At 71.1% G+C, this 23,385-nt stretch carries 23 protein-coding genes and 1 pseudogene; 15 read left to right on the forward strand and 9 right to left on the reverse strand.

Features of this window, described 5'->3' with window-relative positions; genetic code table 11:
- Window positions 1-152 precede the first annotated feature (152 nt).
- A pseudogene (locus tag ACFYP0_RS19600) lies at window positions 153-551 on the reverse strand (hypothetical protein); the annotation flags it as partial.
- Between ACFYP0_RS19600 and ACFYP0_RS19605 the strand changes: the two are divergent.
- On the forward strand, window positions 460-1,473 hold the full coding sequence (locus ACFYP0_RS19605) for a hypothetical protein (RefSeq protein WP_386997229.1): 1,014 nt from the start codon (window positions 460-462) through the stop codon (window positions 1,471-1,473). The pseudogene ACFYP0_RS19600 and the gene ACFYP0_RS19605 sit on opposite strands and share 92 nt — an antisense overlap.
- Window positions 1,474-1,749: 276 nt before the next feature.
- Here the strand turns inward: ACFYP0_RS19605 and ACFYP0_RS19610 are convergent, their stop codons facing one another.
- Together ACFYP0_RS19610 and mshA are read right to left on the reverse strand one after the other, a co-directional pair.
- Complete coding sequence (locus ACFYP0_RS19610; protein WP_112605262.1) at window positions 1,750-2,265, reverse strand: type III secretion system chaperone family protein; 516 nt, start codon at window positions 2,263-2,265, stop codon at window positions 1,750-1,752.
- Between the two features lie 75 nt (window positions 2,266-2,340).
- Window positions 2,341-3,705: a D-inositol-3-phosphate glycosyltransferase gene (gene mshA, locus ACFYP0_RS19615; protein WP_355497141.1), complete on the reverse strand. Its 1,365-nt coding sequence runs from the start codon at window positions 3,703-3,705 to the stop codon at window positions 2,341-2,343.
- 205 nt (window positions 3,706-3,910) lie between these two features.
- Here mshA and ACFYP0_RS19620 point away from each other — a divergent pair, with 205 nt between their 5' ends.
- Together ACFYP0_RS19620 and ACFYP0_RS19625 are read left to right on the forward strand one after the other, a co-directional pair.
- Entirely contained in the window at window positions 3,911-4,672 is a 762-nt protein-coding gene (locus ACFYP0_RS19620; RefSeq protein ID WP_386997025.1) for an SDR family oxidoreductase, read from the forward strand.
- Window positions 4,673-4,734: 62 nt separating this feature from the next.
- Complete coding sequence (locus ACFYP0_RS19625) at window positions 4,735-5,541, forward strand: class I SAM-dependent methyltransferase (RefSeq protein ID WP_386997027.1); 807 nt, start codon at window positions 4,735-4,737, stop codon at window positions 5,539-5,541.
- Here ACFYP0_RS19625 and ACFYP0_RS19630 read toward each other — a convergent pair.
- Window positions 5,538-6,575, reverse strand: a complete 1,038-nt coding sequence (locus tag ACFYP0_RS19630; RefSeq protein ID WP_244219079.1) for a UDP-N-acetylmuramate dehydrogenase — start codon at window positions 6,573-6,575, stop codon at window positions 5,538-5,540. The two genes, ACFYP0_RS19625 and ACFYP0_RS19630, sit on opposite strands and share 4 nt — an antisense overlap.
- A gap of 114 nt (window positions 6,576-6,689) precedes the next feature.
- Here ACFYP0_RS19630 and ACFYP0_RS19635 point away from each other — a divergent pair, with 114 nt between their 5' ends.
- The 7 genes from ACFYP0_RS19635 (at window position 6,690) to ACFYP0_RS19665 (ending at window position 14,259) form a co-directional block, all read left to right on the forward strand.
- Window positions 6,690-7,448: a maleylpyruvate isomerase family mycothiol-dependent enzyme gene (locus ACFYP0_RS19635; RefSeq protein WP_386997029.1), complete on the forward strand. Its 759-nt coding sequence runs from the start codon at window positions 6,690-6,692 to the stop codon at window positions 7,446-7,448.
- Window positions 7,449-7,676: 228 nt separating this feature from the next.
- Entirely contained in the window at window positions 7,677-8,981 is a 1,305-nt protein-coding gene (locus ACFYP0_RS19640) for an ABC transporter substrate-binding protein (RefSeq protein WP_386997031.1), read from the forward strand.
- 73 nt (window positions 8,982-9,054) lie between these two features.
- Window positions 9,055-10,038 carry a carbohydrate ABC transporter permease gene (locus ACFYP0_RS19645; RefSeq protein ID WP_386997033.1) on the forward strand — a complete coding sequence of 328 codons (984 nt, stop codon included), beginning with the start codon at window positions 9,055-9,057 and terminating at the stop codon, window positions 10,036-10,038.
- Window positions 10,035-10,868, forward strand: a complete 834-nt coding sequence (locus tag ACFYP0_RS19650; protein ID WP_091402792.1) for a carbohydrate ABC transporter permease — start codon at window positions 10,035-10,037, stop codon at window positions 10,866-10,868. The genes ACFYP0_RS19645 and ACFYP0_RS19650 overlap by 4 nt, the downstream gene beginning before the upstream one ends.
- Window positions 10,865-12,277, forward strand: a complete 1,413-nt coding sequence (locus ACFYP0_RS19655; protein WP_386997036.1) for a GH1 family beta-glucosidase — start codon at window positions 10,865-10,867, stop codon at window positions 12,275-12,277. Before ACFYP0_RS19650 ends, ACFYP0_RS19655 begins: the two co-directional genes overlap by 4 nt.
- A gap of 20 nt (window positions 12,278-12,297) precedes the next feature.
- Window positions 12,298-13,305 (forward strand): LacI family DNA-binding transcriptional regulator, encoded by a 1,008-nt coding sequence (locus tag ACFYP0_RS19660; protein WP_124858951.1) that lies wholly within the window; start codon window positions 12,298-12,300, stop codon window positions 13,303-13,305.
- Window positions 13,306-13,362: 57 nt separating this feature from the next.
- Window positions 13,363-14,259 (forward strand): GNAT family N-acetyltransferase, encoded by an 897-nt coding sequence (locus ACFYP0_RS19665; RefSeq protein WP_124858950.1) that lies wholly within the window; start codon window positions 13,363-13,365, stop codon window positions 14,257-14,259.
- Between the two features lie 27 nt (window positions 14,260-14,286).
- Here the strand turns inward: ACFYP0_RS19665 and ACFYP0_RS19670 are convergent, their stop codons facing one another.
- From ACFYP0_RS19670 to ACFYP0_RS19685, 4 genes are all read right to left on the reverse strand, one after another.
- Window positions 14,287-14,871 (reverse strand): TetR/AcrR family transcriptional regulator, encoded by a 585-nt coding sequence (locus ACFYP0_RS19670; RefSeq protein WP_355497158.1) that lies wholly within the window; start codon window positions 14,869-14,871, stop codon window positions 14,287-14,289.
- Window positions 14,872-14,941: 70 nt separating this feature from the next.
- Window positions 14,942-15,673 carry an ABC transporter ATP-binding protein gene (locus ACFYP0_RS19675; RefSeq protein WP_355497161.1) on the reverse strand — a complete coding sequence of 244 codons (732 nt, stop codon included), beginning with the start codon at window positions 15,671-15,673 and terminating at the stop codon, window positions 14,942-14,944.
- Window positions 15,670-16,800 carry an ABC transporter permease gene (locus ACFYP0_RS19680; RefSeq protein WP_124858947.1) on the reverse strand — a complete coding sequence of 377 codons (1,131 nt, stop codon included), beginning with the start codon at window positions 16,798-16,800 and terminating at the stop codon, window positions 15,670-15,672. Before ACFYP0_RS19680 ends, ACFYP0_RS19675 begins: the two co-directional genes overlap by 4 nt.
- 41 nt (window positions 16,801-16,841) lie before the next feature.
- Window positions 16,842-17,687: an EI24 domain-containing protein gene (locus ACFYP0_RS19685; protein WP_355497164.1), complete on the reverse strand. Its 846-nt coding sequence runs from the start codon at window positions 17,685-17,687 to the stop codon at window positions 16,842-16,844.
- 200 nt (window positions 17,688-17,887) lie between these two features.
- Between ACFYP0_RS19685 and ACFYP0_RS19690 the strand changes: the two genes are divergently transcribed.
- From ACFYP0_RS19690 to ACFYP0_RS19710, 5 genes are read left to right on the forward strand one after another with little or no spacing between them, the layout of a single operon-like run.
- Entirely contained in the window at window positions 17,888-18,796 is a 909-nt protein-coding gene (locus ACFYP0_RS19690; protein ID WP_386997039.1) for an ABC transporter ATP-binding protein, read from the forward strand.
- A gap of 12 nt (window positions 18,797-18,808) precedes the next feature.
- Window positions 18,809-19,543, forward strand: coding sequence for an ABC transporter permease (locus ACFYP0_RS19695; RefSeq protein ID WP_386997041.1), 735 nt, complete (start codon window positions 18,809-18,811; stop codon window positions 19,541-19,543).
- Window positions 19,544-19,554: 11 nt separating this feature from the next.
- Window positions 19,555-20,823, forward strand: coding sequence for a sensor histidine kinase (locus ACFYP0_RS19700; protein WP_167493729.1), 1,269 nt, complete (start codon window positions 19,555-19,557; stop codon window positions 20,821-20,823).
- On the forward strand, window positions 20,820-21,461 hold the full coding sequence (locus ACFYP0_RS19705) for a response regulator (RefSeq protein WP_386997043.1): 642 nt from the start codon (window positions 20,820-20,822) through the stop codon (window positions 21,459-21,461). The genes ACFYP0_RS19700 and ACFYP0_RS19705 overlap by 4 nt, the downstream gene beginning before the upstream one ends.
- Before the next feature lie 23 nt (window positions 21,462-21,484).
- On the forward strand, window positions 21,485-22,453 hold the full coding sequence (locus ACFYP0_RS19710) for a helix-turn-helix transcriptional regulator (RefSeq protein ID WP_124858941.1): 969 nt from the start codon (window positions 21,485-21,487) through the stop codon (window positions 22,451-22,453).
- Here the strand turns inward: ACFYP0_RS19710 and ACFYP0_RS19715 are convergent.
- Window positions 22,444-23,358, reverse strand: coding sequence for an SDR family oxidoreductase (locus ACFYP0_RS19715; RefSeq protein WP_386997045.1), 915 nt, complete (start codon window positions 23,356-23,358; stop codon window positions 22,444-22,446). The two genes, ACFYP0_RS19710 and ACFYP0_RS19715, sit on opposite strands and share 10 nt — an antisense overlap.
- Window positions 23,359-23,385 lie beyond the last annotated feature (27 nt).

Raw genomic sequence — 23,385 nt, forward strand, 5'->3', positions numbered from 1 at the left:
CAAACGTGGCGCGGTGCAATAAAGCTAGTTCGCCCGGATTCTGGATTCAACCCAGAACGGCTGTCTCGCCGGTCACAACTGGCGAGTATCCGCTGCTCCGGCCTCGTCCGTTGGCAACAGCCGGGTACCCGTCGGCCATTCCCGCAAACACCTCAACCGTCTTCCCGATCGGGTGACTCGGTCCGGAAGAAGTTGCTCTGCCGGCCGTCCCGCAACTGTTCCTGATAAATCAGGTTCAGCCGCCGCAGGTCAAACGTGTAGAACCAGTCATCCCAGGTGATCTCCCGAATCCGGCTGCTTTCCCGGTATCCGGGAATGTTGAAGGTCAACACACCCGCCCGGCCATCCCGCTCGGTGCCGGCGATGGTCGCCGGCTTGGCCCCGCGTTCCCGGGCCCACCGCTGGATCACCTCGTGGTTCGCTGTGATCAAACTCCGTCCCGGCCGCTCCGGCCGGTCCATGATCGACGAGATCACCTGCGAGCTGCGGACCGACCGCCCCGTACCCCGTCCGGTCCGGATCCCGCCAGCCGCCGTCCCGCCACCGGTCGACGGCGTCAACGTGCGCTTCGCCGTCGTGCGCTTGGCTGGCGCGCTCTTGGCTGGCGCGCTCTTGGCCGGTGCCGTGCGCTTCGCCGTCGTGCGCTTCGCCGTCGTGCGCTTCGCCGCCGCGCTCTTGGCCGGTGCCGTGCGCTTCGCCGTCGTGCGCTTCGCCGCCGCGCTCTTGGCCGGTGCCGTGCGCTTCGCCGCCGTGCGCTTCGCCGCCGCGCTCTTGGCCGGTGCCGTGCGCTTCGCCGCCGGTCGCGCCGATGCTTTCTTCGCCGGCGCCTTTCGCGCGGGCGCCGTACGCGCCGTCGCTGTCTTACGGGCCGCCGTGGTCTTACGGGCCGCCGTGGTCTTACGGGCCGCCGTGGTCTTACGGGCCGCCGTGGTCTTCCGTGCTGCGGCGGCCTTCCGGGCGGCGGTGGTCCTGCTCGCGGCCGTGCTCTTGCGGGCGGCCGTCGACGTCGCCGCTGTGGTCTTCTTCGCGGCGGTCGCCTTCTTCGCCGGCGCCCTCTTCGCCGCCGCCGTCGATTTCCGCCCAGCGGTCGCCTTCGTTGCGGCGGCCCGCTTCGCGGGCGCGCTCTTGTTCGCCGGCGCGGCCTTCGCGCGGCTCGACACCGGCCTGGCTGCCGACTTCTTGGTGGCGGCGGCGCGACCCGCCGACGCCCTGGTTCCGGCGGCCCGGCCCGACGGGCCGGTGCTGCTCCGACCCGCGCCGGCCCGCATCGAGCGCACCAGCTGTTTCACCAGCTCGGGCTTGCGCAATGCGGAGATCCCGGAGACCTCGCGTTTACGCAACTGCCCGCGGATGTCGTCCACCCGCATCCGGGAAATCTCCGACTCGGAGACTCCGGGCGTACCCGGCGTCTGGTTGCCGGCCTGTCGCTTCGTCCTGGTCGCAGTCGCGCCGCGACCTGAGCTGTTCCGCTGAGCCATGGGACGCTCCGCTCCTTGGCACTCCGTCATCGGCGCGCGGGGGTCCCTTGCCGCACCGCGCGGTGCGGCATACCCGTCAGGAGCACTCCGAACCACAGTCAATTCGCCATGATCGTGCTGCATCCAGGAAGTAGTGGCATCGCCATGGCGGCGACACCACTACTTCCTGGTTCGAGCACGATCATGGGATGCGGCCCCGGGGCGCGGCGCGCGGGGCTCGGGGCGGGCGCGGCGCGCGGGGCTCGGCGCGGGGCGGGCGCGGTGGTGTGGGTCAGGTTGGGTCGGGGCCGGCGCCGGAAGGCTCGAAGAGGTGGGCGAAGGCAGCCAGGTTGGCGGTCGACTCGCCCCGCTTAACCCGCCACTCGTACTCGCGTCGGATCGAACTGCCGAAGCCGATCTCCAGCATCGTGTCGAACGACTCGTCGGCGTACGTGAGCACCGCGCCGAACAGGCGGTCCAACTCGTCGGCGTCCACGCCGGCCGGGTTGACCCGACCGGTGAGGTACACGTCGCCGACGGCGTCGGTGGAGAAGGAGACGCCGTACATCCGGGCATTGCGCTGCAACAGCCAGGCCCACAGCTCCTCGCGGCGCTCGTCCGGCTGGCGCATCACGAACGCCTCGATCCGCAGCGCGTGCTCGCCGACGATCAGGTTGCAGATCGTCTTGAGCTTGTGGGTGCCCGGCAGCGTCACCGCGTACGAGCCGGGGCCGGTCGACTCCCAGGCCAGGTCCCGCTCGGCGCAGACCGACTCGATCAGGGTCGCAAGATCGCTCTTCGGGCTCACCGGACCCACTCTACGACCGACCCGGCTCGCGCACCGGGTGACGACGGGCCGCGGGTCACCACGAGCAGGCGCGGGTCACCACGAGCAGGAGAGCGCCGGGTCACCCGCGAGGTCGGCCGCGAGCCGCGCGCGGTGCCCGGCGATCGCCTCGCCGTAGACCCCGAGCAGACCGGCGACCGTACGGTCCCAGGAGAAGTGCCGGGCGTGCTGCTCGGCACCTCGGGCCAGCACCGACCGCAGCGCCCGGTTCGGCAGCAGGCTGCCCATCGCACGGGCCCAGTCGACCGGGTCGTGCCCGTCGATGAGTACGCCACTGACCTGGTCCCGGACGGCGGTGACCAGCCCTCCGACGGCGGCGGCCAGCACCGGCGTACCGCAGGCCTGCGCCTCCAGGGCGACCAGCCCGAACGATTCGTTGTGCGACGGCACCGCGACCAGGTCCGCCGCCCGGTACAGGGCCGGGAGGTCGTCCCCGGTGAGCGGCGGCAGGAACCGCACCCCGTCGCTGACCCCGAGCCTGGCGGCCAACTCGATCAGGGCGGTCGGCCGGTCCAGCCCACTGCCGCTGGGCCCGCCGCAGATCACGACGGTCACCTGGTCGGCCAGCGCCGGATCGCGCTCCCGCAGCGCGGCGATCGCGCGGATCAGCACGTCGGGGGCCTTGAGCGGCTGGATCCGACCGACGAAGGCAACCACGTACCCGTCGACTGGAAGCCCCAGCCGACGGCGGGCCTGGCGGGCGGCCGCGGGCCTGTCACCCGGCGCGGGCCGGAACCGGGCCAGGTCGACGCCCGGCTGCACGACGGACACCCGGGTCGGGTCGGCGTCGTACCGGTCGAGCAGGTCGCTGGCCTCGACCCGGGTGTTGGCGACCAGCCGGTCCGCCTCGGCGACGACCTGCTCCTCGCCGATGACCCGGGCCTTGGGCTCCGGCCGGTCACCAGCCGCGAGCTGGGCGTTCTTGACCTTCGCCAGGGTGTGCGCGGTGTGCACCAGCGGCACCCCCCAGCGCTCCTTGGCCAGCCAACCGACCTGGCCGGAGAGCCAGTAGTGGGAGTGGATCAGGTCGTAGTGGCCGGGCGGACGGGACGCCTCGGCGCGCAGCACCCCGGCGGTGAAGGCGCAGAGCTGGCCGGGCAGCTCTTCCTTGGTGAGACCCTCCAGGGGGCCGGAGGTGATGTGTCGGACCTGCACGCCGGGCGCCATCTCGACCACCGGGGGGAGGTCACCGGAGGTGGCCCGGGTGAAGATCTCCACCTCCACGTTGGCCTCGGCGAGACGCCGGGCGACTTCGAGGATGTAGACGTTCATTCCGCCGGCATCACCCGTGCCGGGCTGGTGCAGGGGGGAGGTGTGTACCGAAAGGGTGGCGATGCGGCGAGGCCGGGGCCACGGTTGGGCACCTCGCTGACGCCCGACACCGGTGTGCATTTCCGCCACATCCGCTCCTTCGTCACGGTTGATGCCGTCTCGCACGACCGGCGCTTCTCGGTCAACCTGTACGCCGGATGTCATCTTCCCCATCGGGCTTCGGAAATTCCCCAGCGCGGCCCCTCGGGGTGACGGACCTCATCACCGAACGCCCGCCGCCTGCTGCCGTACGCCCGGTCGGGGCGGCTCGTACGCCCGCTGTGACAATGTCGGGATGACCTCAGTCGCCATCGTCACCGGAGCGTCCAGCGGGATCGGCGCGGCCACCGCCCGCCGGCTCGCCGCCGAGGGCTTCCACGTGCTCGCTGCCGCCCGCCGCGCCGAACGGCTCACCGAACTGGTCGCCGAGATCACCGCCGCCGGCGGCCAGGCCACCGCCGTGACCTGCGACATCACCTCGGACGAGTCGGTGGCCCGGCTGGCCGAGGCCGCCGCCCAGGCACCCGGGCCGGTCACCCTGCTGGTCAACAACGCCGGCGGAGCGCGTGGGCTGGACCCGGTGGAGTCCGGCTCGGTCGCCGACTGGCAGTGGATGTACGACGTGAACGTGCTCGGCACCCTGCGGGTCACCCAGGCGCTGCTGCCGGCGCTGGAAGCCTCCGGCTCCGGCACCATCGTGGTGGTCTCCTCCACCGCCGGCCTGACCGTGTACGAGGGCGGGGGCGGCTACACCGCCGCGAAGCACGCGCAGACCGCCATCGCCGGCACGCTCCGGCTGGAGTTGTGTGGCCGGCCGCTGCGGGTCATCGAGATCGACCCGGGCATGGTGAAGACCGACGAGTTCGGGCTGGTCCGCTTCGAGGGCGACGAGGAACGGGCCGCCGCTGTCTACGCCGGGGTGCCGGGGCCGCTGGTCGCCGAGGACGTCGCCGACTGCATCGCCTGGTGCGCCACCCGCCCCGAGCACGTCAACATCGACCGGCTGGTGGTCCGGCCCCGGGCGCAGGCCGCCCAGCACAAGGTGCACCGGGTCTAGCGAGAAGTGAGCCGGGTTTTCGAGCCCCGCAGTCGCGAACGGAGATTGGCCCGGAGGTCGACATGAGCCCTGCGGCGCGGCGCCGGCCGTTCGGCGTGGTCACGCGCGGCACGACGAACCCGAACCGGCTCCGTCGGGTGGACAACTGGATCGTCGCCACCTGCGCCGACCGGCTGTTGGCGGCGGACGACCCTCTGGTGGTCGACCTCGGCTACGGCGCCACCCCGGTGACGGCTGTGGAGTTGCGCGCTCGGCTGGCGGCCGGGGTTCGTCCGGACGTACGGCTGGTCGGGTTGGAGATCGACGCGGCCCGGGTGGCGGCCGCGGCGCCGGCCGCCGACCCACCCGGGCTGACGTTCGCCCGGGGTGGGTTCGAGTTGGCCGGGCTCCGGCCGGTGCTGGTCCGCGCGTTCAACGTGCTGCGACAGTACGACGAGAGCGAGGTGGCCGAAGCCTGGCAGACGATGACCGCCGCGCTCGCCCCCGGCGGAGTGCTCGTCGAGGGCACGTGTGACGAGTTGGGGCGGCTCGCCAGTTGGCTGCTGATCGACGCCGACGGCCCTCGGACACTGACCCTGGCCGCGAAGCTCACCACGCTGGGCAGCCCCGCCGAGCTGGCCGAGCGGCTGCCCAAGGCGCTGATCCACCGCAACGTTCCCGGTGAGCCGGTGCACGCGCTGATTCGCGCCCTGGACGACGCCTGGCAGGCCGCCGCCCCGTACGCCACCTTCGGCCCCCGCCAACGCTGGCTGCGAGCGGTGACCCGTCTCCGCGAAACGGGCTGGCCCGTCCTCGACAACCCCACCCGCTGGCGCCAGGGCGAACTAACCCTCTCCTGGCCCCTCCCGGCGGGTGGGGCGGGGGGTTAGAGGGTGCAGTTGATGAGGACTGGTTCGGGGTGCAGGGTTACGCCGAAGCGGGCGTGGACCTGGTCGCGGATGGTGCGGGCCAGGGTGAGCAGGTCACTGGTGTGGGCGGTGCCGCTGCGGTTGGTCAGGGCCAGGGTGTGCTTGCTGGAGATGGCCACCCCGCCCTCGCCGGGGTGGCCCTTGGCGAAGCCGGCCCTGTCGATCAGCCAGGCGGCGCTCACCTTGACCAGGCCGTCCGCCCCTGGCCAGGCGGGCGGGTCGCCCAGCTCGGCGGAGCGTTCCAGGAGCTGTTCGTACGTCGCCCGGTCGAGCACCGGGTTGGTGAAGAAGGAGCCGACCGAGCGAGTGTCCGGGTCGTTGGCGTCGAGCACCATCCCCTTGCCCGCCCGCAGCCGCAGCACCACCGCTCGGGCGTCGGCCAGCGGCACCTGGTCGCCCACCTCGACACCGAGGGCTCGGGCCAGCTCCGCGTAGCGCACCGGCCCGGAGAGCGGAGACCTGGTGAGTCGGAAGTCGACCGAGAGCACCACCCAGCGGTCCACGTACTTGAAGATGCTGCCCCGGTAGGCGAAGCCGCAGTCAGCGGCGGGGATGACCTGACGGGTGCCCTCGACCCGGTCGTACACCTCGACGCCGGTGATCGTCTCGGCGACCTCCTGGCCGTACGCGCCGACGTTCTGGATCGGGGTGGCACCGGTCGAGCCGGGGATGCCGGACAGGCATTCCAGCCCGGCCCAGCCGTTGGTGACCGTGGCGGCGACCAGGTCGTCCCACGGCTCGCCGGCGTCGACCCGTACGGTGACCGAGGTGGCGTCCTCGGCGATGACCCGCATGCCACGGGAGCGCACCAGCACGACGGTGCCGGGGAAGCCGGCGTCGCCGATCACCACGTTGCTGCCCCCGGCCAGGATCAGGACCGGCTCTGCCGCGGCGCGTACCGCCTGGACGAGTTCGTCGGCACTGCCGGCGGCCACGATCCGCTCGGCCGGCCCACCCGTTCGGAGGGTGGTGTAGCCGGCGAGTGGACCGGGGATGGCACGATCGGCGTCGGTTGTCGGCTGGGCGGAGGCGTCTGGCACGCCCTTCACCTTAGGCTGACAAGTAGCCGTGGCACCTACTGGTCGTCCGGCACCCCCGGGAGGATGGCGATGAGCAGACTGCAGGGCAGCAAGGATTTCTGGATCGGGGCGCTCCGGACGGAGGGTCCGGCTTTCGCGGCAGCGGTGGCCGAGGCGCCGCCGGAGACACCGGTGCTGTCCTGTCCGGGCTGGACGGTCAACGACCTCACACTGCACATGGCCGGCCTCTACCACTGGGTGTCGTCGTTCGCCGGTTCCGGCCAGACCAGCCAACCGCCTCGGCGGGAGAAGCTCGAGGCCGGCCCGGGCGTGAACGCGCTCCAGCTGTGGCAGCAGGGTTACGACCGGGTGATGACCCTCTTCGACGGGCTCGACCCCGAGGCACCGGCGTGGAACTGGGCACCGCAGCCGAAGAAGGCCGGTTTCTGGCCGCGTCGGATGGCGCACGAGACGGCTGTGCACCGCTGGGACGCCCAGCTCGCCATCGCGGCTGGTGACCCGGTGGAGGCGAAGCTCGCGGCCGACGGGGTGAGTGAGGTGCTGGACACCTGGCTGCCGGCGGGCCGGCGGCATGTGCCGGGTGACTGGCACGGGGTGGTGCAGCTCTGCGCGACCGATGCGGCCCAGGAGTGGTATCTGCGGTTGCGCGGCGAGGGCGTGGCGCTCCTCGACACCGCGACCATCTTCGACCACGACGATCACCACGCCCGTGCCCAGGTCAGCGGCACCGCGAGCGACCTGCTGCTGGCGCTCTGGGGTCGGGTGAGCTTCGAGACGCTGGACGTCGTCGGTGACCGCACCCTGTTGGACGGTCTGCGCACCGGCTGACCGACCCACGACGAACGAGGGCGTCACCCCGGCGGGGGTGGCGCCCTCGTCGGCATTCGGGGATCCACCGCGCACCGGCGCACTGCGCACCGGCGACCGTCCATCACAGGACCGCAACGCTGAGAGAGCGCTCTCTTGACACCGGGTTGACGACCTACCACCCTGTCGTGAGAGCGCTCTCTTAGCCATCTGCCATCACCCGCCCGCCTTGAGAGAGGTCGATAACCCATGGCTGTCTTCCCGCGCCGCCGCCTCGCCGCGGTGGCCCTCGCCGCCGCCACCGCCCTACTCGTCACCGCTGGCTGCGGCGGCGGTGACGAGCCGGGCGACGGACCGGTCACCCTGACCGTCGACGTCTTCGGCCAGTTCGGCTACGAGCAGCTCTACCAGGAGTACATGACCGCGAACCCCGGCGTGAAGATCGTCGAGCGCGGCACCGGCACCAACCTCGACGAGTACTCGCCGAAGCTCACCCAGTGGCTCGCCGCCGGCCGGGGCGCCGGCGACGTGGTGGCCATCGAGGAGGGTCTGCTTGTCGAGTACAAGGCCAATCCGGCGAACTTCGTCAACCTGCTGGACCACGGCGCCGCCGACCTCAAGGGCAACTTCCTGGAGTGGAAGTGGAACGCCGGCCTGACCGCCGACGGCAAGCAGCTCATCGGCCTCGGTACCGACGTCGGCGGGATCGCCATGTGCTACCGCAAGGACCTCTTCTCCAAGGCCGGCCTGCCCACCGAGCGCGACGAGGTCTCGAAGCTCTGGCCGACCTGGCCGGACTACATCGCCACCGGTGAGAAGTTCGTCGCAGCCAAGACCGGGGCGTCCTTCCTCGACGCAGCCACCAACACGTTCAACACGATCCTGCTGCAGACCGCCGGCAACAGCAGCGGCTACAGCTACTACGACACCAGCGAGAAGCTGGTCGTCGACAGCAACCCGGCCGTGCGACAGGCCTACGACACCACCATGGACATCATCGACTCGGGCCTCTCCGGCAAGTACGGCTCGTGGTCCGAGGAGTGGGTGTCCGCCTTCAAGCAGTCGAAGTTCGCCACCATCGCCTGCCCCGCCTGGATGACGGGCGTCATCGAGGCCAACGCCGGCACTGGCGCCCAGGGCAAGTGGGACATCGCCCGGGTGCCCGGCAACGGCGGCAACTGGGGTGGATCGCACCTCGCCGTGCCCAAGCAGAGCAAGCACCAGGCCGAGGCGATCAAGCTGGCCAAGTTCCTGACCAGCGCCAAGGGGCAGATCGGGGCGTTCAAGGCCAAGGGTCCGCTGCCCTCCTCGCCGCAGGCGCTCGACGACCCGGCGATCACCGGTGCGACCAACGCGTACTTCTCGGGGGCACCCGTCGGCTCGATCTTCGGCACCGGCGCGAAGAGCCTGAAGCCGGTCTACATGGGCCCGAAGAACCAGGCCGTACGGACCGAGGTGGAGAACGCCGTACGGACCGTGGAGCTGGGTCAGCGCAGCCCCGCGCAGGGCTGGACCGACGCGGTGACCAACGCGAAGAAGGCCGCCGCCAAGTAGCCCAACCAGCGTGCGTGCGGGCGGGCTCCGACGACCGGAGTTCCGCCCGCACGGCGGAAAGGAGTTTCCGGGCATGACCGTCCAGCTCGAGGCCCGCCCGCCGGTCGTACCGGCACCCCAGCGTTCGCCAGGCCGGCTCAGCCGGCTCGACACCCGGTTCTCGCCGTACCTCTACATCGCCCCGTTCTTCCTGATCTTCGGCATCTTCGGGGCGTACCCGCTGGCGTACACCTTCTGGGTCTCGCTGCACGACTGGGACCTGCTCGGAGCCGACCACCCCTTCGTCGGGGCGGAGAACTACACCCGGCTGCTGGCCGACGTCGACTTCTGGCACGCGCTGGTCAACACGCTGGGGATCTTCGTCATCTCGACCGTGCCGCAGTTGCTCGCCGCACTCTGGCTGGCCAACCTGCTCAACCGCGGCCTCCGGGCGCGCACCGGTTGGCGGATGGCGGTGCTCGTCCCCAACGTCACGTCCACCGCCGCGGTGGCGATCGTGTTCGGGGTGCTCTTCGGCCGCGAGTTCGGCATGATCAACTGGCTGCTCGACCTGGTGGGCATGGACGCGATCGAGTGGAAGTCCAACCGGCTCGCCTCCTGGGTGGCCATCTCCGCGATGGTCGACTGGCGGTGGACCGGCTACAACGCGCTGATCCTGCTGGCCGCGATGCAGGCCATCCCCCGCGACCTGTACGAGGCGGCGGCGATCGACGGCGCCAATCGGGCCCGACAGTTCTGGTCGGTCACCGTGCCACTGCTCAAGCCGACGATCATCTTCTGCACCATCATCGCCACCATCGGCGGGCTGCAACTCTTCACCGAACCCCGGATGTTCAACTCCGGCACCAACCCGATCCGTGGCGGACCGCTACGCGAGTCGCAGACCCTGACCATGTACATGTTCGAGAACGCCTTCGCCCCGCACTACAACTTCGGATACGGCTCGGCCGTGGCCTGGCTGCTCTTCGCGCTCATCGCGATCGTCGCGGCGGTCAACGTGCTGATCCTGCGCCGGCTCGGCGGCGGGGACCGACCGCAGAAGGGAACGGCGCGATGAGCCGACTCTGGCGGGCCAGCCCGCTCACCTACCTCGCCCTGGTCGTCGCCGCCGGCCTGTCGGTCTTTCCGATCTGGTGGATGTTCGTCGTCGCCAGCCGCAGCAACGACGCGATGGGCCAACTGCCACCCCCGGTCACCCCCGGCGGCAACCTGGGCGCCAACATCGCCCGGCTGTTCGACAACACCGACGCGTACTTCCTGACCGGTCTGATCAACTCGGCGATCGTGGCCACCACGGTGACGGTCTCCGTCGTGTTCTTCTCCAGCCTGGCCGGTTTCGCCTTCGCCAAGCTCAGGTTCCGTGGCCGCAACGCGATGCTGCTGGTGATCATCGCGACCATGATGGTGCCGACGCAGCTCGGAGTGATCCCGCTCTACCTGCTCATGACCAAGCTGCACTGGAACGACCGGCTGCCCGCAGTCATCGTCCCGGTGCTGGTCACCGGGTTCGGGGTGTTCATGATGCGGCAGTACGCCGGCCAGGCCATCAGCGACGAGCTGATCGAGGCCGCCCGGATGGACGGCTGTGGCACCGCCCGCATCTGGTGGCACGTCGTGCTGCCCGCCCTGCGTCCCGCCGCCGCCGTCCTCGGTCTGCTCACCTTCATGACCACCTGGAACGACTTCCTCTGGCCGTACGCTGTATTGAACGATCCGGCGAATCCGACAGTGCAGCTGTCCCTGAGAGCACTGTCGGACGGGTATTACCAGGACATGTCGCAGGTGTTCACCGGAACGGCCATCGCGACGCTGCCCCTGCTACTGGTCTTCGTGTTGTTCGGCCGGCAGATCATCGGCGGAATCATGGAAGGTGCGGTCAAGGCGTGAACGAGCGGAGCGAGCCAACCAACCGGTCCAGCAACGAGATCCGGTTTCCCGAACACTTCCTCTGGGGAGCGGCCACCGCCGCGTACCAGATCGAGGGTGCGGCCCGCGACGACGGTCGCGGTCCGTCCATCTGGGACACCTTCAGCCGTACGCCGGGCAAGGTGTACCAGGGCCACACCGGCGACGTCGCCTGCGACCACTACCACCGGTACGCCGACGACGTGGCGCTGATGGCCGAGCTGGGCCTGCGGGCGTACCGGTTCTCGGTCGCCTGGCCGCGCATCCAGCCCGACGGCACCGGTCCGGCCAACCCCCGTGGGCTGGACTTCTACGACCGGCTGACCGACACGCTGCTCGACCGGGGAATCGACCCGATCGTCACCCTCTACCACTGGGACCTGCCGCAGGCCCTTGGCGACCGGGGTGGCTGGACCAACCGGGACACCGCCGAGCACTTCGCCACCTACGCCACCGCTGTGTACGCCCGCCTCGGCGACCGGATCGACGTGTGGACCACGCTCAACGAGCCGTGGTGCTCGGCCTACCTCGGTTACGCCAACGGCCTGCACGCTCCCGGCGAGCAGGATCCGGCGGCGGCCTTCACCGCCGTACACCATCTGCTGTTGGGGCACGGCCTGGCGGCGCGGGCGTTGCGGGCGGCCGGCGCGCGCAGCGTGGGCGTCACCGTCAACCCGGCCGACGTACGCCCGGCCGACCCGCAGAGCGCGGCCGACGCCGCCGCCGTCCGCCTGGTCGACGGCCTGCACAACCGGATCTTCCTCGACCCGCTGCTGGCCGGCGGCTACCCGGACGACGTCCGCGAGCACGTGGCCCGGATCGTCGAGCCGACGTTCATCCGCGACGGCGACGAGAAGGTGATCGCCGCACCGATCGACCTGCTCGGCATCAACTACTACGCCCCGAGTTACGTGGCCGGCCGGCCCGACGGCGCCGGCAACGGCGCGTATCCGGGCACCGAGGGCGCTGTGCACTTCCTGCCGCCGGCCGGGCCGCTCACCGACATGGGTTGGATGATCGAACCGGCCGGGCTCACCCGGCTGCTGGAGCGGATCGCCGCCGACTACCCCGGGGTGCCGCTGCTGATCACCGAGAACGGTGCGGCGTTCCCCGACAAGTCCGGCGCCGACTCGCCCGACGGCCCGACGCAGGTGATCGACGCCGATCGCATCGCCTACCTCGACGGGCACCTCCGTGCGGCGCACGAGGCGATCGCCCGGGGCGTGGACCTGCGCGGTTATCTCGTATGGTCATTCCTGGACAACTTCGAGTGGGCGGAGGGTTACCGCAAGCGGTTCGGGATCGTGCACGTCGACTACCTGACCCAGCGGCGTACACCGAAGGCCAGCGCCCGGTGGTACCAGGAGGTGATCTCCCGGAACGGGCTGTGACGAGCGGGGGGGAAAGCGCGATGACGACGGCGCAGCGGCCGACGCTCGAAGCGGTGGCAGCGCGGGCCGGAGTGTCCCGCGCCACCGTTTCCCGGGTGGTCAACGGCTCCACCACCGTCGCCGAACCGATCCGCGAGGCGGTCACCCGGGCGGTCGCCGAGTTGGGGTACGTCCCCAACCTGGCGGCCCGCAGCCTGGTCACCCAGCGCACCGACTCGATCGCCCTGGTCATGCCGGAGGCGGCCACCCGGGTCTTCTCCGACGACCAGGTCTTCCCCGGCATCATTCGGGGTGTCAGCCAGGAGTTGGAGGCCGCCGACAAGCAGTTGGTGCTGATGCTCGCCGGCTCGCCGGCCGGGCACCAGCGGGTCGAGCGGTACACCACCGGCCGGCATGTCGACGGCGTGCTCTTCGCGTCGCTGCACGGTGCCGACCCGCTGCCCGGCACGCTGGCCCGACTCGGCATCCCGGTGGTGGTCAGCGGCCGGCCGCTCGGCGACGTGCCAGTCCCGTACGTCGACGTCGACCACGTGGCCGGGGTAACCGCGGCCGTCCGGCACATGATCGACAGCGGTCGTCGACGGATCGCGACCATCGCCGGGCCACAGGACATGGTCGCCGGGATCGAACGGCTCAGCGGTTACCGCAGCACGGTCGCCGACGCGGGGCTGCCCGAGCTGATCGCCATCGGTGACTTCACCAGGGAATCCGGGTCGGCGGCGATGCGCCGCCTGCTCGCCGAGCATCCCGACCTCGACGGCGTCTTCGCCGCCTCCGACCTGATGGCGCACGCCGCCCTGCGGACGCTGCGCGAGGCAGGTCGGCGGGTGCCCGACGACGTGGCGGTGGTCGGCTTCGACGACATCGAGACCGCCGCCTACACCGAGCCGCCGCTGACCACCGTCCGGCAGCCGATCGTGGAACTCGGCCGCCGGATGACCCGCCAACTGCTCCGGCTGGCCGCCGGGGAGACCATCGAGCAGGCGATCATGCTGCCCACCGAGCTGATCCGTCGCGCCTCCGCCTGACCGCGCCGGACGATTATTGCGTCGCTCCGGCGGGCGATCCTGGTTAGCCTCGCCGACATGCACATCCGAGTGGCGCGACCCGACGACGCCCCGGCCGTGGTGGCCCTGCGGGCCGCGGTCTTTCCGTACCTGGTGCGCGGTGTCGAGTCGACCCGGAAGATGATCGCCGAACCGCCGCCCGAGGAAGAGTGGACCGCGTTCGTGGCCGAGGTCGACGAGCGGGTGGTCGGTTGGGTTTCCGCCGAACGCATCGGCACCACATCGGCGACGGATGTCGGTGGCATCAACCTGCTGCACGTGCACCCGGAACACCGGCGACACGGCATCGGCACCGCCCTGCTGACCGCCGCGACCGACTTCCTCCGCCCGTTGGGAATCCGCCGGGTGCGTGCCATGGCGCAGCCCGACGCGCTGCCGTACGCCCGGCGGCACGGCTACGAGCCCAGCCGGGAGGTGCGCTACTCGGCGCTCGACCTGAATCCGGCACCCGCACTGCCCGACCCGCCACCGGGCGTGCGGCTGCTCCCGATCGCCGACCTGGACCCGCACCTCCTGTACACGGCGGACGTGGCCTCGGCGGCAGACGAACCGGGCGACGTGCCGGTCGACGCGAAGAGCTACGAGAGCTGGCAGTACGACGTGTGGGACAACCTCGGGCTGGACAAGGCCGCCAGCGTCGCGGCCGAGGTCGGTGGTGAGGTGGTCGCGTTCAGCCTGGTGAAGCGGGACGGGGACCGGATGTGGTCGGACTACACCGGCAGCATCCCGACGTACCGCGGCCGAGGGCTGGCGCGGCTGGCCAAGACGGCCGCACTGCACCGGGCCGCCGCCGACGGCGTACGTGTCGCGTACACCTCGAACGACGAGGCGAACGCGCCGATGCTGGCGATCAACGCCCGACTGGGCTACCGGCCGGTCACGTCCCAGTGGTCCTGCCTGGCCGACCTGAGCTGATCGTCGTCGCCCGGTGGGGCCGAACCCTCAGCCGCTGTCGAGATCGAGGTACGGGCTGAGAAGTTCGCGGGCGAGGCCGGTTGCGGTCCCCAGGGGAAGCCCTCCCTCGATCATCCGGCTCAGGGCGTAGACGATCGACTGGACCAGTTCTGCCATGCGGACAGGGTCCGACGAGCCGTGGTCCGTGAGCGCGGCCCGCAGCGGGGCTTCCAGGCGGTCGTGCATGAGTCGACTGGACGAGGCGAGTGCCTCGCTGCTGCCGGCCGATGCCAGCGCCCGGGCCAGCGCGTGGTCGCCTCGGGCAACCAGTTGCAGGTTGGCTTCCACGTACGCCTGGATCTTCGGCCCGGGGGCGGTGGCCTCGTCCATGTGCTTCTCGACGTACGCCGACCACCGGGGGAACGTGTCGATGACGAGTGCGTCGAACATGTCGGCGCGGGACTTGAAGTACGAGTAGACGCTGGACCGGGCGAGACCGGCGTGCTGGGCGACCTCGGCCAGACCAGGGATCTGCTCGGGGTGTTGCGACAGCAGTGTGCGGGCCGCGTCGAGCAGCGCGGCGCGTTGGGATGCACGGTGTTCGGCGACGGTCGCGGCCTGGATCTTCGGCACCCCGCCCCCCTCGTTCCGGACGGGCGTGGCCTGCCTGGTCCCTGCGGCCGCGCCCGCCCCGTCGTCGTGGTCAGCTACTGGCCGCGAGCTTGCCGTCGACCATCTCGTAAACGGTGTCACAGTATTGCAGTACGTCGTGGTCGTGAGTGACCATGACCACCGCGACCGACCGGTGCCGGGCCTCGCGGGCCAGCAGCTGCACGATCTCATGACTGCGTGCCCGGTCCAGCGCCGCCGTCGGTTCGTCGACCAACAGCACGCTGGGCTCGGTGACCAGTGCCCGGGCGATCCCGACGCGCTGGCGTTCACCGCCGGACAGCTGGTGCGGGCGCCGGTCGGCCTTGTCTGCCATGCCGACGTTTGCGAGCAGTTTCAGCGGGTCACGGCCGGACCGCTGCGACCGCGGTCCGAGTTGCAGGGGCAGCCGCAACTGGTCGGCGGCGGTCAACGCCGGCAGCAGGTTGCCCGACTGGAACACGAACCCCACGTGCCGGCGGCGCAGCTCCGTCCGCGTGCGGCGACTCGGAACGGTCATGTCCTGACCGGCAACGGTGACGGTTCCGTGGTCGGGCCGGGCCAGGCCGCCCGCGACGGCGAGCAGGCTGGACTTGCCCGCACCGGACGGACCAACGACTGCGGCGAGTTCACCGGGTCGCACCGTCAAATCGACGTCGTCGAGCGCCTGCACGGTCTCGGCGGCGTTGCCGTGCCGCAGGGACACCGCACGCATCACCAACCCGAGCCGCTCGGAAGCGTCGTCGGCGGGTGTGGTCGAAGCGGTCGGAGCGGGACGGCTGCTCATCGGTTTCCTCCCAGAGCGGTGGCCGGGTCGACAGAGGTGATGCGGATGACCGCCGCGCCGGCACCGACCAGGCCGAGGACGACGAGGCCGGCCCCGGCTGCGGAGATGCTCGGCATGCTCAGGGCGAACGGGATGCCACTGCCGGTGATGAGGGCGCCGAGCGCGAGCCCGATTCCCACCCCGATGGCGACGGCAGCCGCCAACAGCACGAGCGCCTGCGTCAGCGCGTCCCGCAACACCCAGCCGGTCGAGGCGCCCAGCGCCCGCAGGACGGCCACCTCGGGCTTGCGCTGGATCGCCCACACCGCGAAGAACGCTCCGGCGACCAGCGCCGAGATCGCGTACAGGAATCCCTGGATCAGTTGCAGGGTCGTCGTCTCGGCGGTGTATCCCGGCGAGGCGCCGTAGGACTCTTTCAGGGTCAGGCTCTCGGTGCCCGCCGCGGTGTCCCCGGCGGGCAGGTCGACGGACTTCCCGTCGTCCGCGCGGACCGCCACGGCCGTGATCTCCGTTGCGGCGCGCTGCGGCAGCGCCGTGCCGGGGGCGGTGCCGGACTTGATGGCCTGCCACGCCGCCAGCGGCACGTACGCCACGTCCACGTGCCCGAAGGTGTCCTGCTGCTTTGTCACGCCGACGACCCGCAGCCGCGTGCCCAGCCGATCGATGGTGACCGTGTCGCCCATCTGCAGGCCCGCGTCCAGCGCCGTGGGGCTGACCACGATGCCGTCCTCGGTTCCCAGCCGTTCACCCTGGCTGACCGACGGCGACAGGAACGAGTCGGGCTGAACCCCGAACAGCGCCAGGTCGACCTCCGTCCCCCGGTCGGTACGCGTGTTCACCAGCGTGTTGCCGAACGGCGCCGCGTCCGCGACGCCCGGCTGGGCGTCCCACTCGTCCACCGCCGAGAGGTCCACGACGCTGCGGGAGAACGCGGAGTCCCGCTGGACGTCCTGCGCGAAGGCGAACGAGGTGACCGGCAGATTCTGCAGCCCGGACACTCCGTCGCGGACCAGCCCGACCGACAGGCCCGACAGCATCACCATCAGCACGGCGATCAGGGCGATCACCGCGCCCATCAGTGCGAACCGCAGGCGGGCAAAGCTCAGCTCACGAATTGCGAGGAACATCAGCGCCCGCCCTCGTGGGTTATCGACATCATGTCGACATGTTACCAACGGGCTGTTGGCAAAGCGCCGCCCCTGGAGGCAGGGTGATCTCCGTGCCAGCTTTCCTCGATCGGCTGGCCCATCGAGCGACGGGCCAGCAACGTGGCACCGGCGACCGCCGCCGGCATGATCAACACCGCGCCGAGCGGGATGAGGAAGCAGAGGAAGACGGCCACTCCGAAGCCGAGCGCGGTGGGTCGGTCGGCCTTCAGGATCGCCCGGCGCTGCGGCAGCCGCATACCGCGCCGGTAGAAGGGTGCACCGACCAACTCCACGGCGAGGAACCACCCGCCCACGGCCGCCCCGATGACGGGGACGACGGTCTGGCCGACCACCGGGATGAAGCCGGCGACGAACAGCGGGATGCCGACCAACGCCGTGAGCGCCACCAGGCGTACCGAGTCGGCGAGGCTGCGGCGCAGCGACGACCAGAAGGGCACGTCCACCGCCCCCGGCGTGCCGCCGTACCGCTGCTCGACCTGCTCGGAGATCTTCTCGTAGAACGGGTCGCCGATGACCAGGGTGACCGCGGTGAAGGTGAGCACGCCGAGCAGGCCGCCGAGCCCCAGGAAGGCCAACCCGGCGATCACCCGGACCAGGCTGCGGCCGGTGCTCGACCAGTCGTCGGCGAACGGGGTGACCAGCGCGGCGAGATCGTCCACGAAGTACACGAGCGTGGCGAGCGCGGCCAGGAAGAGCACGCCGGAGATCAGCGCCGGCACGACGCCGAGCAGCATCAGCCCCGGGCTGCGGACGTAGAGGCCCAACCCGCGCAGTAGCAGCCCCGCCCCGGCGAGGAAGCGTCCGACGACCCCGGTCACCGGGCTGGCGATTCTGCTGGCATCCACGATCGAGCAGCCTAACCAGCCGTGCTCGGATCCGCCGCGCGGAGCGCTAGCAGCAACGCACCACGTACACATCAACCGGTTGACGGACGGCAGTGATCCACCGGGGACGCCGAGGTTCGTCGCCGACCGGTCGATTCGCCGGCGGGCCAACCCGACAACCCTTGAGGGGTACGAAATCAGCGGCGGCGGAAGGCGGCACGATGCCGGTCATCGAGGTGACCCACCTGAAGAAGCGGTACGGCGACCTGGTGGCGGTGGACGACGTGTCGTTCGCCGTGGAGGCCGGGGAGATCTTCGGCGTCCTCGGTCCGAACGGCGCCGGCAAGACCACCACAGTGGAGTGTGTCGCCGGGCTGCGTGTCCCTGACGGGGGCGGGGTGTCGGTCCTCGGGCTCGACCCCCGCCGGGACGCGGCCCAGCTACGCCAGCGGGTCGGGGTGCAGCTCCAGGAGAGCCAACTGCCGGACCGGTTGCGGGTGGCGGAGGCGCTGGAGTTGTACGCCTCGTTCTACCGCAACCCGGCCGACCCGGCCGCTCTGATCGACAAGCTGGGCCTCGGCGACAAGCGGAACACCGCGTACAAGAAGCTCTCCGGCGGTCAGAAGCAGCGGCTCTCCATCGCGCTGGCCCTGGTGGGCAACCCGGAGATCGCCATCCTCGACGAGCTGACCACCGGGCTGGATCCGCAGGCGCGCCGAGACACCTGGGGTCTCATCGAACAGGTCCGCGACAGCGGGGTGACGATCGTGCTGGTCACCCATTTCATGGAGGAGGCCGAGCGGCTCTGCGACCGGGTCGCGGTGATCGACCGGGGTCGGGTGGTTGCCCTGGACAGCCCGGCGGGCCTGGTGTCGACGGTGGCTCCGGAGCAGCGGATCCGGTTCCGGCCCTCGGCTCCGGTCGACGACCGACTCCTCACCGACCTGCCCGAGGTTTCCGCCGTGCAGCGAACCGGCAGCCAGGTGGTGGTGACCGGCACCGGTGACCTGCTGCACGCCGTCACCTCGGTGCTCGCCCGCCACCAGATCGTCGCCGCGGACCTGCGGCTGGAGCAGTCCACCCTCGACGACGCCTTCGTCGAGCTGACCGGGCACCGGCCCGCCAACTGAGAGGGAGCAAGCATGCACGCCTTCCGCAACATCCTGAGAACCGAGGCGCGCCTCTACCTGCGGGACCTACCGACGCTGCTCACCATAGTCGGGCTGCCCACAATGATCCTGGTGGTGCTCGGGTTGATTCCCTCGCTCCGCGAGCCGGATCCGAACTTCGACGGGCAGAACTTCGTCAATTACTTCGCCCCGTCGCTGTTGGTGGTCACCCTGGCCATGGTGGGGGTGAACACGATGCCCATGGCACTGGCCACCTACCGGGAACGCGGCGTGCTGCGTCGGCTGGCGACCACTCCGGCGCACCCAGGCGCTCTGCTCGCTGCCCAACTGGTGGTGGCCCTGGCCGCGATCCTGGCCAGCGCGCTGCTGCTCATCGTCGTCGGCCGGTTGGCGTTCGGGGTGCCGCTCCCCCGGCACCCGCTCGGCTTCACCCTGGCGTTCGTCCTCGGCACGGCGGCGCTGCTGGCGCTCGGCCTGCTGGTCGCCGCCGTGGCCCGGACGACGAAGGCGGCGCAGGCCCTGGCCGTCCCACTGTTCCTGCTCACCATGTTCTTCGGCGGGGTCTACCTGCCCCGGTTCCTGCTACCGGACGTCGTGGCGCGGATCGGCGACTACACGCCGCCCGGGGTGCAGGCGCTCCTCGACGCCTGGACCGGCCCCTCGCCGCAGCCGCTGCACCTGGCGATAATGGCGGTGATCGCCGTGGCGGCCGGCGCCAGCGCGGCGAAACTGTTCCGCTGGGAGTGAGCGGAGATGCGATGACCAGCAGCGGTGGGCACGACCGTCTGACCAGTTGGCGAGAGCGCGAGGCGACGCTCTATCGCGTACTTCCCTACGGAGGGCTGGCTCTGGGCACCCTGCTGGTCCTCGTCGTCCCGGCGCCCCGCAGCCTCGCGACGGCGCCCACCCTGGCCATCGCCGCGGCGGCCGGATGCTGGATCGTCTGGTTCCTCACCCTGCACCCCGGCTGGCAGAGCCGGCGCAAGCTGATGGCGGTCTACTACGTCGGGCTGCTCACGTTCGCCGCCGCACTGGTGGCCGCCAGCCCGTGGTACGGCTTCTTCGCCTGGATCGGTTACACCCACGCCTTTCCAGTGCTGCCCAAGCGTTTGCGGATCGCCGGGGTGATTGCCACGGCCGCCTTCGTCGCCACCTCTCAGGGCGGTGGTCTCGCGATAGCGATGTCGCACTGGCCGCTCTGGTTGGTGCTGGTGCTGTTCAACCTGGTGGTCGCCGGCTCGGTGACCTGGTTCGCGATGATCGCCGAATTGGAGGACGCCAAACGCCGGCGGTTGATGGCGGAACTCGGCGAGGCCAACCGTCAACTCACCGAGACGGTCCAGGAGAACGCCGGGCTGCACGCCCAACTGCTCACCCAGGCACGGGAGGCCGGTGTGCTGGACGAGCGCCAACGGATGGCCCGGGAGATCCACGACACCCTGGCGCAGGGGTTGACCGGCATCATCACCCAACTGGAGGCGGCCGAGCAGACCCGCGACCGCTCCGCCGACTGGCGGCGGCACGTCGACAACGCGCTCGCGCTGGCCCGGGAGAGCCTGACCGAGGCCCGCCGCTCGGTGCGGGCGGTCCGCCCGGAGACGTTGGAGACATCCCGGCTGCCGGACGCGCTCGTCGAGCTGGGCGGGCGCTGGTCGGCTCTGAACGGGGTACGGGCCGAGGTCGCCACCACCGGCACGCCCCGCCCCCTGCACCCGGAGGTCGAGGTGACCCTGCTACGGGCCGCCCAGGAGGCGCTGTCCAACGTGGCCCGGCACGCCGCCGCGTCACGGGTCGGGCTCACCCTGTCGTACATGACGGACGTGGTCACCCTCGATGTCCGTGACGACGGGACGGGCTTCGAGCTCACCGATCAGCCGCTGCCCCGTGAGTCGGGCAGCGGGTACGGGCTGACCGCCATGCGGCAACGGGTGACCCGGGTCGGTGGCGAGTTGGCCGTCGAATCCGAGCCGGGCGGCGGCACCGCCATCTCGGCGTCCGTTCCCGCGCTACCCGGAGGTGCCGGTTGACCGCCCCGGTTCGACTGCTGATCGTCGACGACCATCCGGTGGTGCGGGACGGTCTGCGGGGGATGTTCACCGGCGACCCCGATTTCGAGGTGGTGGGCGAGGCGGCGGACGGTTCGGAGGCGTTGGTCCTGGTCGAGACGCTGCGGCCGGACGTGGTGCTGATGGACCTGCGGATGCCCGGCATGGACGGGGTGACCGCCATCGGCAGGCTGGCCCGCGCCGGCAGCACCGCCCGGGTGCTGGTGCTCACCACGTACGACACGGACGCCGACGTGCTGCCCGCCATCGAGGCCGGTGCCACCGGCTACCTGCTCAAGGACACGCCCCGCGAGGAGCTGGTCCGCGCCGTACGGGCCGCCGCCCGGGGCGAGTCGGTGCTCGCGCCGAGCGTCGCCGGGCGGCTGATGGGCCGGCTGCGCGCACCGGTCGAGGAGCCGCTCAGCCAACGGGAGTTGGAGGTGCTCACCCTGGTGGCGCGTGGTGCCTCCAACCGGGAGGCGGCGACCCGCCTGTTCATCAGCGAGGCCACCGTCAAGACGCACCTGCTGCACCTGTACGCCAAGCTCGGGGTCAACGACCGGGCTGCCGCGGTGGCCACCGCGTACGACCGGGGGTTGCTGACGCCCGGCGGGCGGTGAGCGGCACAGGGCAGGATGGGCGGATGCGCGCGTCCCGACTGATCTCGTTGCTGTTGCTGTTGCAGTCGCGCGGATCGATGACGGCGAGCGAGCTGGCACGGGAGCTGGAGATTTCCGAGCGGACCGTCTATCGGGACGTTCTGGCGCTCTCCGCGGCGGGTGTGCCGGTCTACGCCGACCGGGGGCGGGCCGGCGGTTACCGCCTGCTCGGCGGGTACCGCACCCGACTGACCGGGCTGACCCGCGACGAGGCGGAGGCGCTCTTCCTCGCCGGGCTGCCCGGGCCGGCCGGCGAGATGGGGCTCGCCGACGCGGTCGCGTCCGCCGAGCTGAAGGTGCTCGCCGCGCTGCCACCCTCCCTGCGCGATGCGCCGGCCCGTGCCGGGCAGCGGTTCCACCTGGACGTGCCGGGCTGGTTCCGGGAGACCGCGCCACCGCTCTGGCTGCCCGAGCTGGCCCGGGCGGTCTGGGGCGACCGGGTGGTGGAGCTGCGCTACCGACGCGGCGACCGGGAGGCGACCCGCCAGGTCCAGCCGTACGGCCTGGTGCTCAAGAGCGGGGTCTGGTATCTGGTCGGCCGGGTCGGCGACGATGTGCGCACCTACCGGGTGGACCGGGTCACCGGGGTCGAGGTGGGCGACGAGCACTTCGACCGCGACGAGGGCTTCGACCTGGCCGGGCACTGGCGCGAGCAGGCCGGGTCGTTCCTGCGGACCATGCTGCGGGCCGAGGTCGCCGTCCGGCTGAGCCCCGCCGGCCTGCGCCAGCTCCGGCACCTGGTCGATGCCCCCTTCGTGTACGACGAACTGGTCGCCGCCGCCAGCCCGCCCGACGGGCAGGGTTGGGTGGTGACGCGGTTGCCCGTCGAGTCGGTCCAGGTGGCGTACCACCAACTGCTGGGGCTCGGCCCCGAGGTCGAGGTCATCGACCCACCCGAGCTGCGGCGGTTGTTCGCGGAGAGCGCCGACCGGCTCGCCGCGCTCTACCGGTAGCCGGTCACGTCCGCCGGCTTGCCCGCGTCGACCACCTCGGTGATGTAGCGGAAACCCTCGGGTTGGCTGCCGTCGAGGTCGGTGAAGCCGTACACCTTGGACAGCGTGCCGGCGTCGACGGATTTGCCGCTCCAGCGGGCCTTCTCCTCGTCGGCGGCGAGCGCGGCCACCGCCCGGCCGACGAAGGCCGGGGTCTCCGAGATGAGGAAGTTCGGGTCGGTGGTGGCACCGTCGCGCCAGTTCTCCTCGGTCACGCCGAAGTGCTCCAGCATCGCCTCGGAACGGATCCAGCCGGGGGTGAGCGCCACGGCGGTGCAGCCGTGTGGCTTCAGCTCGTGCGCCTGGCTGAAGGCGAGCCGGTTGACCGACACCTTGGCCAGGTCGTAGAAGACCGACAGCCGGTAGTTCTCGTCGTTGTACGCCTTGGTGCCGTCGCCCATCTCCACCACCAGGCCGCCGGGCTTGCGGATCAGCAGCGGCAGGGCGAAGTGGCTGGTGATGATGTGCGTGTCGACGGCCAGTCGCAGGGTACGGAAGCCGGCGTCGAGCGGCTGCTCCCAGACCGGCTTGTTCCAGGTGACCAGTGGGTCGCCGCCCCAGATGTCGTTCACCAGCACGTCGAGTCGACCCTGCTCGGCGTCGATCCGGGCGACCAGGTCGCGGACCTGCTCGGGCACCAGGTGGTCGACCTGAACGGCAATGCCGCTGCCGCCGGCCTCGCTGACCAGTTCGGCGGTCTCCTCGATGGTTTCCGGTCGGTCCATCTCGGAGCGGCCGGCCCGGGAGCTGCGACCGGTGGCGTAGACCGTGGCACCGGCCGCGCCGAGCTGAACGGCGATCTGCCGCCCGGCACCACGGGTGGCACCGGCGACGAGCGCGATCTTTCCTGTGAGCGGTTGTGTCATGCCTGCGACGTTGTCAGGAATACCTGA

Source organism: Micromonospora arida (assembly GCF_042873195.1).
Taxonomy (GTDB): Bacteria; Actinomycetota; Actinomycetes; order Mycobacteriales; family Micromonosporaceae; genus Micromonospora; species Micromonospora arida.